18 protein-coding genes are annotated in these 13988 nt (G+C 45.4%); 12 read left to right on the top strand and 6 right to left on the bottom strand.

Annotated features, from left to right (window positions below; translation table 11 throughout):
- Positions 1-12 precede the first annotated feature (12 nt).
- From hflX to HW988_RS16130, 4 genes are all read right to left on the bottom strand, one after another.
- Positions 13-1443: a GTPase HflX gene (gene hflX / locus HW988_RS16145; protein ID WP_181605195.1), complete on the bottom strand. Its 1431-nt coding sequence runs from the start codon at positions 1441-1443 to the stop codon at positions 13-15.
- On the bottom strand, positions 1440-2849 hold the full coding sequence (locus HW988_RS16140; protein WP_181605194.1) for a DEAD/DEAH box helicase: 1410 nt from the start codon (positions 2847-2849) through the stop codon (positions 1440-1442). The genes hflX and HW988_RS16140 overlap by 4 nt, the downstream gene beginning before the upstream one ends.
- A 75-nt stretch (positions 2850-2924) precedes the next feature.
- Positions 2925-3569: a hypothetical protein gene (locus HW988_RS16135; RefSeq protein ID WP_181605193.1), complete on the bottom strand. Its 645-nt coding sequence runs from the start codon at positions 3567-3569 to the stop codon at positions 2925-2927.
- A 123-nt stretch (positions 3570-3692) separates the two neighbouring features.
- Positions 3693-4235 carry a TIGR00730 family Rossman fold protein gene (locus tag HW988_RS16130; RefSeq protein WP_181605192.1) on the bottom strand — a complete coding sequence of 181 codons (543 nt, stop codon included), beginning with the start codon at positions 4233-4235 and terminating at the stop codon, positions 3693-3695.
- A 111-nt stretch (positions 4236-4346) separates the two neighbouring features.
- Here HW988_RS16130 and HW988_RS16125 point away from each other — a divergent pair, with 111 nt between their 5' ends.
- From HW988_RS16125 to HW988_RS16100, 6 genes are all read left to right on the top strand, one after another.
- A complete protein-coding gene (locus HW988_RS16125; RefSeq protein WP_181605191.1) occupies positions 4347-4886 on the top strand; it encodes a hypothetical protein in 540 nt (179 codons plus the stop codon).
- A gap of 6 nt (positions 4887-4892) precedes the next feature.
- Complete coding sequence (locus tag HW988_RS16120) at positions 4893-6041, top strand: CapA family protein (RefSeq protein ID WP_181605190.1); 1149 nt, start codon at positions 4893-4895, stop codon at positions 6039-6041.
- Between the two features lie 26 nt (positions 6042-6067).
- The gene (locus tag HW988_RS16115) at positions 6068-6724 is read left to right on the top strand and encodes an RsmD family RNA methyltransferase (protein WP_181605189.1); all 657 of its coding nucleotides are present in this window, start codon (positions 6068-6070) and stop codon (positions 6722-6724) included.
- A 184-nt stretch (positions 6725-6908) separates the two neighbouring features.
- Positions 6909-7403, top strand: coding sequence for a hypothetical protein (locus HW988_RS16110; RefSeq protein ID WP_181605188.1), 495 nt, complete (start codon positions 6909-6911; stop codon positions 7401-7403).
- Positions 7404-7420: 17 nt separating this feature from the next.
- The gene (locus HW988_RS16105) at positions 7421-7831 is read left to right on the top strand and encodes a hypothetical protein (protein WP_181605187.1); all 411 of its coding nucleotides are present in this window, start codon (positions 7421-7423) and stop codon (positions 7829-7831) included.
- Positions 7832-7946: 115 nt separating this feature from the next.
- Positions 7947-8693 (top strand): rhomboid family intramembrane serine protease, encoded by a 747-nt coding sequence (locus tag HW988_RS16100; protein ID WP_181605186.1) that lies wholly within the window; start codon positions 7947-7949, stop codon positions 8691-8693.
- Here HW988_RS16100 and HW988_RS16095 read toward each other — a convergent pair.
- A complete protein-coding gene (locus HW988_RS16095) occupies positions 8646-9017 on the bottom strand; it encodes a hypothetical protein (protein WP_142701470.1) in 372 nt (123 codons plus the stop codon). The two genes, HW988_RS16100 and HW988_RS16095, sit on opposite strands and share 48 nt — an antisense overlap.
- 85 nt (positions 9018-9102) lie before the next feature.
- Here HW988_RS16095 and HW988_RS16090 point away from each other — a divergent pair, with 85 nt between their 5' ends.
- From HW988_RS16090 to HW988_RS16070, 5 genes are all read left to right on the top strand, one after another.
- Positions 9103-10104, top strand: a complete 1002-nt coding sequence (locus HW988_RS16090) for an LLM class flavin-dependent oxidoreductase (protein ID WP_181605185.1) — start codon at positions 9103-9105, stop codon at positions 10102-10104.
- 116 nt (positions 10105-10220) lie between these two features.
- Positions 10221-10427, top strand: coding sequence for a hypothetical protein (locus tag HW988_RS16085; protein ID WP_181605184.1), 207 nt, complete (start codon positions 10221-10223; stop codon positions 10425-10427).
- A gap of 221 nt (positions 10428-10648) precedes the next feature.
- Positions 10649-11041: a hypothetical protein gene (locus HW988_RS16080; RefSeq protein ID WP_181605183.1), complete on the top strand. Its 393-nt coding sequence runs from the start codon at positions 10649-10651 to the stop codon at positions 11039-11041.
- Between the two features lie 31 nt (positions 11042-11072).
- Positions 11073-12428 (top strand): hypothetical protein, encoded by a 1356-nt coding sequence (locus HW988_RS16075; protein ID WP_181605182.1) that lies wholly within the window; start codon positions 11073-11075, stop codon positions 12426-12428.
- Position 12429: 1 nt separating this feature from the next.
- Complete coding sequence (locus HW988_RS16070) at positions 12430-12801, top strand: hypothetical protein (protein ID WP_181605181.1); 372 nt, start codon at positions 12430-12432, stop codon at positions 12799-12801.
- Between the two features lie 55 nt (positions 12802-12856).
- On the opposite strand, the gene HW988_RS16065 is transcribed toward HW988_RS16070, so the two are convergent.
- Entirely contained in the window at positions 12857-13612 is a 756-nt protein-coding gene (locus HW988_RS16065) for a hypothetical protein (RefSeq protein WP_181605180.1), read from the bottom strand.
- Between the two features lie 202 nt (positions 13613-13814).
- Here HW988_RS16065 and HW988_RS16060 point away from each other — a divergent pair, with 202 nt between their 5' ends.
- Positions 13815-13982 (top strand): hypothetical protein, encoded by a 168-nt coding sequence (locus tag HW988_RS16060; RefSeq protein WP_181605179.1) that lies wholly within the window; start codon positions 13815-13817, stop codon positions 13980-13982.
- Positions 13983-13988 lie beyond the last annotated feature (6 nt).

The raw sequence follows: 13988 nt of genomic DNA, 5'->3' as shown, positions 1-13988 counted from the left end.
TGAAACTAAAGCTTAATCGATGTCGATTAGTGCGTCGCGAATCTTCTTCGCGATTTTTTCAAAGTCTTCTGCATTGGCACGGACTTTTAGACGAACACCTTTTTCATCATAAGATTCTCCAAGAACCTTTAGACGTGCTCTAATATCGCCAATAACCCCTTGAACTTTATATGGAATAAAGATCTCTTCTTCGCGCATGCTATTTTCATAAAATTTAACCAAACGCAGACGCAGGTTTTCAACGTCCTCAGCATTGCGAGTAGACAAGAAAATCGCATCAGGAAATTCGGCTGCCAAACTAGACGTCTGTTCTTCTGTCAAACAATCGCGCTTATTAAGAATGAGTAAGCTTGGGATTTCTCCCGCACCGACCTCAGCTAAGGTTGTGCGCGTCACTTCTAATTGTGAACGGAAAGAAGGATCTGAAGCATCCACCATATATAGGAGCAACGACGCATTCAATGCTTCGTCCAAAGTCGATTTAAATGAAGCCACCAGATCATGCGGAAGCTTTTTGATAAATCCAACTGTATCGGAAAGTAAAATTTTAGGACGAGTTTCAGGTTGAATCGCACGAACTGTCGTATCCAAAGTCGCAAATAATTTATCAGCGACGTAAACCTCGCTGCCTGTCATCGCACGCATTAATGAAGACTTACCTGCATTCGTATAACCTACCAGGGCCACGCAAGCTTCTTGTGAACGTTGTGAACGACGAGTCAGATGTTCTTGACCAATAGAGCTTAATTCTTGCTTTAACTCTTTGATACGGTCGCGAATCTTACGACGATCTAGTTCGATCGCGGATTCCCCGACACCTTTACCGCCACCACCCATGCGATCGTCATCGCCAGCAGAAACGCCGCGAACCCGTGGAGCCACATAAGTCAGGCGGGCAATTTCCACCTGCAAACGCGCCGCACGTGTGCGCGCATGACGGCTAAAGATCTCGATGATCACACCGGTACGGTCCATGACCTTTGCACCTGTGGCACTTTCAAGATTGCGCAATTGAAGAGGGGAAAGATCACAGTCAAAGATCACCCATTGAGCTTGATCCTGGGGATTTTCTTCTTCGACGAAGTCTTCCGGTCCTTGTTCTTCGAAAGTTTCTTCTGGAAGATCAAAGAGATCCTCTGCGTCGTCTTCTTTTTCGAACTTCAAAGCAGCTTTGTGTTTCTTCTTAATGAACGTGGGCGCCACTTTACCAGTGCCGCCAGTCCATTTCGCAAGCTCCATCAATTTGCCATCACCCAAGACGTTGGCACTTTTCGTTGAAGTACGACGTTGGTGCATTTTCCCGATAACTTCAAAACCCAGTGTATTCACCAGGCGAGAAAGTTCGGTCAGGGAGTTTTGCACTTCCTGTTCATTCATTCGGCCGATCTGAAGACCGACAAGAACAGCCTTAGGAATGGCTTGTTCAGTTTCGTGAAGGCTCATTTTTTATGTCCTCCGCCGTGATGTCCTCCACCTTTAGCGGGATGAGAGCCACCTTTGTGCGCATGAGGTTTGTGACCGCCAGCAGGTTTTGGCCCGCTGTGCTTTTGACCGCTGCCGCCTTTAGATTCAAACGTGGGTGGCTTTTTGCGTGGATTCAAACGACGACGTTTTTTAAAACCATTGCGTGTCGGTTTCAAATTTTCCATCGCCTCGATCATCGCCTTAGCTTTTCCTTTGGAAAGGATTTTGCTGCCGGCAACTTCTTCAGAATGATAAGGCTGCTCGGTGATGACAGGGATGGATTTACCAATCAGACGTTCGATGTCTTTAAGGTAAGCTCTTTCTTCCGCATCACAGAAAGCAATGGCAACACCTTGGCTGCCAGCACGAGCCGTACGACCAATTCTGTGCACGTAGCTTTCAGATTCATTCGGAAGTTCATAGTTAATAACGTGAGAAATTTCGTCGATATCAATACCGCGTGCAGCGATGTCTGTTGCAACTAAAACGCGGATCTTGCCTTCTCGCAAGTTTTCCAAAGCTCTTTGGCGGGCATTTTGAGATTTATTCCCGTGGATAGCTTCAGAGGCGATATGATTTTTCGTCAAACCCTCGGCCACGCGGTTTGCACCGTGTTTAGTACGGGTAAAGACAATCACTTTATCAAAAGTTTTATCTTGTAGCAGGTGGCGAAGAAGGTCTTTCTTTTTGCTCTTATCCACGAACATCACGGACTGTTCAATCATCTCTGCGGTTGAAGAAACCGGAGCCACTTCAACTTTCGCGGGGTTTACCAACAAAGAATCCGCAAGCTTTTGGATTTCTTTGGGCATTGTCGCAGAGAAGAACAAGTTCTGACGTTTTGCCGGCAAATAGTTTAGAACCTTACGGATATCAGGCAAGAAGCCCATGTCCAACATGCGGTCTGCTTCATCCAGAACGAAGATTTCTAAACGACCCAGTTGCAAATGTTTTTGTTGAATCAAATCAAGCAAGCGCCCCGGAGTCGCAATCAAAACATCCACGCCGGCTTTCAATGCCGCTACTTGGGGAGTTTGTCCCACGCCACCAAAGATCACAGCTGTGCGAATTTTCAGATGCTTACCGTAAGTTTGAAAACTCTCATGAATTTGAATTGCAAGCTCACGAGTGGGAGCCAAAACTAGAACGCGGGCCTGCTTAGGTTCGGCGCGATGCCATTGGCTTGCCAGATGATTTAAAATGGGAAGAGCGAAAGCGGCAGTTTTGCCCGTACCTGTTTGAGCGCAACCCAAAAGGTCGCGACCTTCCAGCAAATGAGGAATGGCTTGTTGTTGAATCGGAGTCGGCACCGTGTAGCCAGATTCAGCGACAGCACGTTGGATAGGTTCGATCAGGGGAAGAGCAGAGAATGTTTGAGAAGTCATAGGGACAAATAGCTACAGGGTCCTTGTCCAAACCGCAAGGTCAAAAGGCTTATCCTAGCAAATATACAGGGATTTCTAGAATTTCCAGTCCTCAACCAGCAGGGCTGATTGTATTTGATTCTGGCGGGTCAAACCGCACACAGTTTTAAGCTTATAGTGGAAAGAATACCCTTCGGAGGAGTCGATTTCAGTCACCTTATGAAAAGGGAAGTCGAAATTAAAGCTGCTAAAGCGAACGACATCCCGCATTTTGTGAGCCATTCCCACGAAAGCCATATAGAACAAGTTATCTCGCTCCCATAACTCAAACCACGTACGGCTGGTCAATTGCTCCAGAGTGAATGAGCAACGTTCATAGCAAGCTAGGCTGCGGAAAATTTGCAGGTTGTCGCGGTTGTAGATTTGAATGTAGCGCTCGTTGCGTAAAATGTTTGAAAGTTCGGAGCTTGGAGCCTGTCCGATCCGGAAAAGGAACTGCAAAACGAAGCGCTCAGGGCTTGAGTGCTCAGTAGCAAGTTCCGCTCGCAGGGCTCCCACATAAGCATGTAAGGCTGTCGCGACTTGTTGGCGCACTTCCGGAAGAAGATTGTGAAACAACGGCAGGGCCGGATCCTTGTACGGAACAACGGAATGACCAAGAGTCGCCAATAGCTGGGAAAGTTCTTCCAAGTCTCTTTGGTAGCTAGCGATGTAGGCTTCTGGTCTTAATAGGAATTCCATTACGCCTTTTTAACTACTAAACAAGCTCTTAAGTTGTCCAATTGCAATTTTGAAATGGTTGAGGGAACACTCCTCAAAACCATTTTTTGGATTCAGGTTTCGTAGCGAACGAGACCATTTTTTCTAACGAAGAACCGTGTCGAGTGCTTCCCGCGCAGATGATGTCACTTGGAAAAAGCGAGCATACTCGGAACGTAAAAGCCCTGTAGTTGTTGCATGCTTTACGAAGCTTTGCAGATGTCCATAGAAATCCATGACATTTACCAGAGCAATGGGCTTTTGATGATAGCCAATTTGCGACCAAGTCAAAACTTCGAACAATTCCTCAAGTGTGCCGAAGCCTCCTGGCAAAGCGATAAAGGCATCAGAAAGTACAGCCATCGTGGCTTTGCGTTCGTGCATGTCATTTACGATGCGCAAATCAGTAAGACCCTGGTGAGCATGTTCCTGTTCGACTAATTTTTGCGGAATAATGCCGATCACCTGACCGCCTTTTTCAAGCACAGCATCTGCGATTGTGCCCATCAAACCGACTTTGCCACCGCCATAAACCAATTCAATCTTGTGATCTGCCAAAAGATGCCCAAGCTCTCGCGCCACTTTGGCGTACTCAGGATGGTTGCCCGGATTAGCACCGCAATAGACACAGATTCTTTTGATTTTCATAACGGGATCCTTTCGCTCATTTCTCCATGCTTTCCAACAAAGGGAGCACTTGTCAATAGAGACTCCCAGAGCGTTCCTCTTATCATTAAAAACGAATCACAAGGAGATCCTATGGCAACAACACAATCGGCATCGCAAAAAGCTGCGCAAAAAAGATTAACTAAGGCGGAGTTTAAACTATACACCCAAAGCTCCTCGGACCTTAAGAACATTCCGCGCGAAAGAATTCGCAAGGCGCGGGCCCGTACGGTCGAGTTGGTGAAAAGACATCGAAAAAATGCCCGAGCGAAAATGGACGACAAAGTGGCATCGCGCGAAGTGAATTTCCGTCTGCGCAGTATGGAAAAAGTGTTGGAACGTTTTGATCGTGTTTTAAACAAGCAACGGCTTGAAAATCGCAAGGCTAAGGCAGCGCGTGGCAAGAAAAGTTTGACTGAACAGCCCAAAATGCATTTGAAAAGAGCAGATGAACCTCGTGAAAGTTTTCTTCGCAGAACAAAACAGAAAATGTACAACAAGCGCACTGTTCAGGCCGACTCGCACTTTGAAAATGCCCCGCAAATGGTGGGCAAACGGGTGGCGGGATATTCCAGTGCGCGTTCGCGCAAAGGGCAAGTGGCACGCGATCGTCGCAATGCCGCTGAAGAGTAGCCTCAAATGAAAAAGCTAATTAAAAAATCCCTGGCAGTGATGCTGGGGATTTTTCCATCTGTAAGCTTGGCAATGGGCACCGATCTTGAGTTCAGTGGGCGTTGCGGTTCTTCTCAGCATTTTGCTTCGTTGTCGTTTGTGGGCGATGTACTGATTCATAAGTTGCTGTATGTAAATGTGGTGCAGGAGTCGAAAGATTTTTCGCAGATTTGGCGTGGTATTAACCCGCTTTTTTCAAAGGCAAACTTTTCCATCGCAAATCTTGAGGGGCCGGCGGCTATGGGAGTCGATACCGAAGGTCGTGACTGGGGTGATGTCGGATTTATCTATGACGATCGCATCTATTCGGGAACAAATATGAGGTTCAACTATCATCCACGTATTTTAAGTGATCTTAAAAAAAGCGGCGTGGATCTTTTAACGATGGCCAATAATCATATTCTGGATCGGGGTTCGCTCGGAATCGATAAATCAGTTAATGCGGCACGATCAGTGGGCATTCACACAGTCGGTATTCGGCATTCGCAAGAGCGAAACGCTTCATATTCTCGGATCGTCACTGTGCAAGGAATCAATATTGCTTTTGTCGGTTGCACGGAAATGACAAATGGTCGTCCCGATAATAAGTCACAAGTTTTGAACTGCTTTAATTCGGCTATGGTCGCGTCAATCAAAGAGCTCTCTGCTCGCTCCGACGTGGATGCGGTGGTCATCTATCCACATTGGGGAGATGAATATAAGCAGACTCCTAACTCACGACAGGTTTCTGCCGCTCGCACCTGGCTTGATGCGGGTGCCACGGTGGTAGTGGGTTCCCATCCTCACGTTTTGCAGCCGTGGGATAAATATGTGACGAAGGATGGTCGTGAAACTTTCATCGTTTATTCACTGGGGAATTTCGTTGCGGCTCAAAAAGATGTCGAAAGGAAAGCCTCGGCGGTGATGTACGTGGGGTTCACGAAACCTGCTCAGGGCAAGGCCGTTATAACGGGCGTGGCTTATACTCCGACAGTGCGAAGTGGGACAAAGATTTATCCGGTGGGATCAAATGGGGATAAGTCCGTGCTTAAATATTTAAGCCATCACTATGGGCCCAGCGGAATTTTAAATCCCGAAGAATCTTTGCCATTAAAGCTCTGCAGATCGTTGCATTAGCGTATCCACTTCGATACGCTTGTTAAATGTCATCGATCAATGAGCACTACACATTTGAATATTCTCAGCCGGAAGACTATCACTTCTCTCACGATTCAGTTTTTCTTGCCCGTCAGGTTTATGAAATTTATCGTGATGAAGGTCTGACTCCGGCCGCTTGTTTGGATTTGTGTTCGGGCTGCGGGATCATTGGTCTGGATTTTCTTTTCCACAATCAGAAAGAGCGTGGTGTAGTTCCCAGATCTTTTGATTTCCTTGAAGTGCAGTCAGCTATTTATCAGCCGCATTTCGAAAGAAATGTCGCTCACGTGACCGACCCCAAGACAGCGATTAAATTTGTTCCCGAAAACTACGATGTACTTCAGTCCGAGCCCTATAAAAATCAATATGATTTGATTCTGTGCAATCCGCCTTATTTCCATAAAGACCAGGGAACTCTGTCGCCATCTGATTTTAAAAATCGTTGCCGCTTTTTCCTAGATTCAGATTTTGCAAATTTGATGAGAGGTATTGAAAATTCCCTGAGATCTGGGGGCCGGGCTTACGTGCTTTTGCGCGAACAGCGTCAGCATGGGTGGAGTGCATTTCACTTAGCAGGCCAACACCTGTCGTCGACCATGAGTTTGGAAATCCTGGGGGACATTCGCGGCACCAGTTTGCTAGAAATTCGTAAAGCTAATTGAGAGCAGTCCCGCCAATTGAGAATCCGCCAAAAACCGTTAAATACCCGTTAAGACTGGAAAACGGGCAATTTTTCCATGCTTTTAGCCAATTGGTTTTCAATTAGACCCTGCTTAGTCCCTCAACATGACAAGAAATCACAGCTCAGATACTAGGTTTCCCATTGTTCAATGAAGGGGAGAGCCTATGATTTCTCGTATCTTGCTTGCGATCGTACTTTTAGCGCCAGCCACATCTTTGGCGCAAGTGACTTGTCCTTTGCGCAACGGCGAAACTGAACTCACTATCAACCGTGTGATGCGTAACTTCGGTAAATACACCGTGGATGCGGAAACAGTTGCCAGAAAAATCGGCGATCCTTGGGAGAAGTTGGCAGATAAGGACTTTCAAGTTGCGATTGAAAATTTGAACATCGCAATTGCATGTGCAGATGCAGTTTTGGTGAATCCCGCGGATGCGGTTCTTCCATCCAAAGGCAATTTAATGGATGAAAAAGCCAAAGCTGAGTTGAAAGAGTACTACTTGTACTTCATGGACGACTTTAAAACATTCTTGATCGAATACCGTGATTTGTTGGTTAAAACCTTGAGCACTCCAGAATCACAACGTGACTTGGCTGCGATCGTGACTAAGAACCAAGAAATGAACGACAAAGTTAATCACGCTCACAAAAAACTTTAATTTAAAGGAACTTAATCATGCGCAAAATTTTAGCTTCTATTCTTGTGGTACTGACTGTTTTGGGTGTTGCGGCTTACGCTGAAGTGACAAGCATCAAGCAAGACATGATGATGATCGAAAAATATGCGAAACAAATTAAAGCGACTGCAGGTGATGCTTCCCAGAATCAACAAAACGCTGTGAATGCGAATCAAATTGCTTTGCTTCTGCAAGCAAATCTTCAAAAAGTTCCAGATATCATTCGCCAGTGGCCTCAAGATCAACAACCTGCTGTATGGCAAAACTACACAGAGCACATCAACTACGCGATGAGCATTGCGGTTCAAATGCAAACAGCATTTCAAAGCAATGACAACGCGACCGGCGCGGCTCTGATTCAACAGTTGTTTGCTGCTAAAGACGGCGCTCACCAGATCTACAATCACTAGTTTTGATCTCAAATCGAAAATATACTAAGGGCTGCCAAATGGTGGCCCTTTTGTTTTTGGTCGCCTTGACATCCCCTGGAATGCACTCAGACTTAATGTCAACGCAGGAGGACCGGTGGAGCAGGTTGTTTGGAAGCGCGTTCGGGAAACGTGGCTCAGTCGCAAGCCATCGCCTTTAGCAGGATTTATATCGGCAGTGACGGTATTAATCCTGGTGATAGGTGCTGTTTGTTTCTGGCAGGGCATTTTACACGCAGATCAATGGATGGCCGCCTCGGGCGAGGCCGTCTTTCAGCAAAAGCAAGTTTGGCGTCTTTGGACGACCTTGGTTGCACACGGTGACACAGGTCACTTACTTAACAATCTTATTTTATTTTTTGTGCTGGGCTATTTGTTGGTCGGCTATTTTGGCTCGTGGGTTTTTCCCGTTGCCGCGGTTTTCTTTGGTGGCATCACCAACTATTTTGTTCTGTTGAATTATGCTCCTGAAGTGCGATTGATTGGAGCCTCCGGCGTTGTTTATTGGATGGGTGGAGCGTGGCTTGCACTCTACTTTATGTTGGATCAGAAAAGATCTTACGTGCAGCGAGCACTGCGTGCTGGGGGAGTGGCCTTAGGTGTGTTTATGCCAACCTCGGCATTTGATCCTCAGGTCAGTTATGGTGCGCATTTAGTGGGATTTATCTTGGGAGTGACTTTTGGCTTAGCCTACTACCTGTATCGTCGATCTGAATTTAAAAAAGCAATCGTGTATGAGTACATCGTTTCAGAGGAGGACGAACTGTCCACCTCTGAACAAGAATTCTCGGGCCAACTATCTCATCCACACACGAATCGGCATGGGCATTCCAGCTGGAATTGATGTTGCGTAAATGCGCAAGAAGCGAACTTTCGCAGGACCGAAGTAAGCTGTTTTAGTTTCGTCTGCTTCATAGACGCCTTCGATACCACTTACTGGTCGGCCCCAAAGGATGTGAGAAATCGTGTCGATGCGCTCGATGCGAGTTTTCGAACGGACTTGAACCATGATTTGCGAATACTTGTCGCTGTTGTGGATTAGATAATCTTTGTAGTCCGGAGATTGTGTCATAACGGTTGTCGTTAGAACTTCGGTCCACTGATTAGAAGCGTGTGCTGCGCCCAAGAAACCGAAAGTGATTAGTACTGCTGTGATTAAGTTTTTCATAAGACCTCTCTCTTTAAGAAGATGTCGGTCTACACTTAATTAGCAGAAGAAAAAAGCGCTAAGAGCTGATATAGGAATTACAAATATGAAAACTCTCTCTGAAGTAAAATACTCCATCCTCGATCTCGCTTCTATTGCGCAGGGTAAAACTGTTGCGGACTCTTTTCGAAACTCTTTAGATCTCGCTCGCCATGCGGAAGAGTGGGGTTTCAATCGATATTGGTTGGCAGAACATCACAATCTGGAAGGCATTGCGAGCAGTGCGACTTCTGTTTTAATCGGCTACATCGCAGGCGGCACAAAAACCATTCGTGTCGGATCGGGTGGCATCATGCTGCCTAATCATGCTCCGCTGGTCATTGCAGAACAGTTCGGAACATTGGGCACGCTGTATCCCGGAAGAATCGATTTGGGCTTGGGACGTGCGCCAGGCACCGATGGTTTAACGATGCGAGCACTTCGTCGCAACGTAAATCGTGAACCCGATTTTGGGGAACAAGTTTTAGAACTGCAAGGTTACTTTAAAGAATCTGCGACAGCGGACCGTGTGCGTGCGATTCCTGGTGCCGGGGTGAAAGTTCCGTTCTGGATTTTAGGCTCCAGTCTTTACAGTGCGCAACTGGCAGCGGTGATGGGGCTTCCTTATGCCTTTGCAGGGCACTTTGCTCCCGATGAGATGTACGACGCTGTTCGCTTGTACCGCGCCGGTTTCCAAGCGTCAGAGTATTTGAAAGAACCCTATGTTATGTTGGGCATTCAAATTGTCGCGGCCGACACAGACGAGAGAGCACAGAAGCTTTCAACCACAGTGATGCGCAGATTCCTTGGTATCATTCGCAATCAGCGTGTGAACTTAGAACCGCCCGTTGATTCGATGGCGGCATATTGGACTGTGCAAGAAGAGCAATTGGTAAAATCGCGATTAGCCACGGCTGTGATCGGTGGGCCTGAAACGGTCCAGCGAAAACTTCAAGAATTCGTGAATATCCTTGAACCCGATGAATTGATGATTGTCTCAGACCAATACGAACATACAGATCGTCTGCGTTCCTTTGAGCTTATATCGCAGCTGATGCGAAAGTCCTGAGGCTGCCTAATGTTCCAGATAAAAAAGAATTAATGTGGTTTTAATCGGGGTTTAAGAACTCTTTGGTAACTTGTGTTTGTGGCGAGCAATCAAATACAAAACCAAATGGAGGTTTTATGAAATTCGCACTTATCACTACAGCTATTCTTTTCTCTGGTCTTATGGCTCAAGCTAACGAACCTGCTGCGGCTCCAGTTGCTGAGCAACAACCAGCTGCTCAAGTTGAGCAAAAAGCTGAAGTTAAAAAAGAAGTAAAACACAAAAAACACGGCAAAAAAGAAAAAGTAGAGAAAAAAGAAGAAGTTAAAACTGAAACTAAGTAATTAGTTTTAGGACTTAGCTCTTAAAATAAAAAGGGAACCTTTCGGGTTCCCTTTTTTATTTTTTGAAGCTGGGATTCAATTCCTGTCCGGAGTGTCCTCAATCTCCACCGTGGATTGATTTCTATTGGGGTGTTGCATAAACATGATTGCCGTCATCTCCCCGAAAAAAGAGCAGGCGTATTCCTTAGGCAAGACAAAAATGTCTGTCCAAGGAGGATAAGATGAAAATGATCGCAAGAGTTTTTGCTTTGATGATGCTTTTAGGTTCAGTTTCTTTCGCAAATCAAGCTGCGCCAAAAGAGCGTGACGTGCAGATTGGTATTAGCGGTGTTTTTGTACCCGGTGGTTTCGATTCCAATTCAGACGTGTATGTCGTCGTAAATGGTATTTTCCAAAATGGTTGCTATAAATGGAAACGTGCCGAAGTGGATAACAAGGACGATTTCAACCACACTGTGAAATCAATTGCCTCTGTATCAGAAGGTATGTGCATTATGGTTCTGATCCCATTTCAAAAAGAAATCCGTCTAGGGAAATTCATTCCAGGTAAACACAACCTTAGATTTGAAAATGGCGACGGTACTTACTTGGAAAAATCTGTTGTTATCGAATAAGAAAAGTTGAGCCAGCCGGAGGAAGTCCTGCATGAAAAATAAGTTAATTATACTTTTCATCGCGCTAACCTCTTGTTCGCCTAAGTCCGATTTCCAGACAATCGAATGGAAATCGGGCTCTTCCAAAGAAAACCTGGTCATTCTAAAACAAGTTGATACTGTTTTTCTTTCCGAGGCATCTCTCTATTCCCAGAATATTTTATTACGCCAGCAACTTATTCGTGGCGTTCCTGTTGAGGGCACTTACGTCAAAGAAATTTCTAACGGATCAAAATTAGTTGCCGTTCGTGGGCACATTGTAACTGCGGAACCTAAGTTAAAAGATATTCCGATAGAAGAATTTCTGGGTAACAAAAGTAATATCGAAAGAAGACTAAAAAATTCTTTGCCCATGTTTAAGAAAAATTCGCCCCAGTCCGTGTCTTTGGTAATAGCCCACCACAAAGGCTTTTATCAACCTTTGTGGAAAGTGGTTTACGTTGATGACAAAGGCGTGACGTGGGAAGCGCGATTTTATAATTATCTGCAAATTCAAAAGATTCAAAGAGTTGGTTCCTATTTTCAGGATACGTTGGCTTGGGTATTTCCGAAAGGCTCCAAAAAAAGGGAGCTTCAGGAGGTTGTATTAACTGGTCTGTATGCTAGTCCGACTCTGGCAAACACGCGGCTGATGGTGAGCTCGCAAAACTCGTCAAAAATTACCTCTGTTATGGAGCCGCTAAAGTTCAATAGCAAAGATCCCCGTTTTGATCAGGTTCAGGCATTCTATTTTCTGTATGATTCGCTTGCCTGGTTTGAAAGAATGTTGGGATTTAAAATTCCATTTTTACTGCAAGCTGAAGTTCAGGTGGGATTCCCAGAGAAAACAAATTCTGCATTTTATTATCAGGGCAAAATACGCTTGGGGGCGGGAGATGACGAAGTATATTCTCGCCTTGCCCAAGATCCATCAGTTGTCGTCCATGAAAGTGTGCACGCCCTTGTAGACTCCATTGCGGGACTTCCCTTTGAGGGAGAGGGTGGTTCTTTGAATGAAGGTTTTGCCGACTTTTTTACTGCTGCGCAGTTAAATAATCCAAATATGGGAGAGGCTTCGTACTTAAAAGGGCCTTTTCGCCGTTCGGTTGTGAATACCTTGTCCGTCGCGGATAAGAACGGTGGGTTATATCACGACTCCGGTATTATCAGTGGTGTTTTGTGGGATCTGAAGGAACACTTCGGTTTGGAAAAAGGTATTCGCATAGCGGCCTTGACCCTGGCGCGATTGGTTCCCAACAGTGAATTTAAGGACTTCGGTGTTAATTTGCATGCTGTTCTTGAATCTGAGCTTGTGAATGTCGGAGATCTGAAAGAGGGTCAGACGGTTATTCAAAAAAGAGGTTTTTGAGATGTTTACTGAATCCTTGTTGGGCCTCTGGATTTTTTCGAGTTTGATTTATCAAGGTCAGGAAGTTCCCCGACCTAATCCTGCCTTACAGATTGAGTATGAATTTTCGAGCGATGGTACAAATTCTCTACGTTATCATCGTGATGGCGAGCCGGGGTTCTGCGAAAGACGTGCTCTTTATCAATCTTCAGAAGAAACTCTAATGCAAGAAGTTGTTTGGATAAATCCATCAAATGCCGATTGGTGCACCCAAGATTCCGACATGCAGTTGGGAAGAAAAACACGCTCGCATATCTGGTTCAAGAATGGACGCCTTTTCCTTGATATTGAAATGGGGGACGAGATCATTTCCTACATTTGGGAACGTAAATAAAGAAAAGGGAACCTTTCGGGTTCCCTTTTTTATTTTGAATGTGAATAGTTAAAAACTATTTCTTTTCAACAACTGCTCCACCAATGGAAATGAGCGATAAATTTCCTGAGCCGGAAAGTTCTTTTTCTACGGCAAGATCAATATCGGGTGCATCCATACCGAAGCCTTCGCTGGAAAGGGCCGTCGTTCCAATTAGATTACTGCCCACCAGTTCAAGTTTTTGAGTTTCTATGGAAATACTTCCAGCTAATCCTACCAACGTCATTCGGATATCTTTCAATACGAGTTGCTCAGCAATGATACTCAGGCTAAGGCCAGACTTATTCTGCTCGCCACAAATAAAAACTTTTTTAGCAGCAAAGAAACCATAAGTCGAAGTAGACATATCTACAATTTTTTCTTCAAGCCCTTGGACGTCTTCCGCTGTCAGATTTTCGCAACCAAGATTAATATAACCTTCGCTAGTCAAACCGGCATGCGCCGACGCCAGTTGAGCGGATTTTTCTTTCACGTTTGGTGAAAAGACCGGTTTATTTTTTTCTCCAACGACAGCAACGCCCACGCCGCGAGCGCCCATTCCACCCGTTTGGCTGATGTTAATTCTCTTATCAAGGAGCATGTATCCAGACTCATCTTTGACTGCGACGCCACTTACGTTGATTTTGCCAGGTTGACCACCACCATACAAAATAGCATCAAGATCGCGTTGGCTCTTGGCGATCGCTTTATCAAGGTCTTCTGTTGGCGATTTATAGCTACAAGCGGACATAGTCAAAGTCAGTGCAACCAATGGCAAGATAACGTTTTTCATAAGGCTCCCGTTTAATTGAATAGTGAGCCTTATACCATATCTGGTTTTTTGTTTGAGAGGCTTCCTTCTGGGGCGGAACTAAATCCAGAACCGTCCAAAAGTTTGTCATTTCAACAGCCTAGAAGGCCATTTTAACAGTTTTAACCGAAGCCAGAGGTACCTGCGTCTTATAGACAGGAAGGGGGCCAAGATGAGGTTCTTAATGTTAACAGTCGTAGTAGGGAGTCAGTTGTTTTCTTTAGTTTCGGAGGCGTCTGTTGCAGACCGTATCTTGCGTCGTAAGCTTTTGCGAAGTCTGCAGATTATCGAGTATTCGATAGCGGATTCGGAAAAGGGAATCGCTTCGGCTCCAGGGGTGATTGTCGGATGAACTGAT

This window comes from Bdellovibrio sp. KM01 (assembly GCF_013752535.1).
GTDB lineage: Bacteria > Bdellovibrionota > Bdellovibrionia > Bdellovibrionales > Bdellovibrionaceae > Bdellovibrio.
Note: the sequence above shows the minus strand (reverse complement) of the source record. Positions and strands in the feature narration are given on the sequence as shown.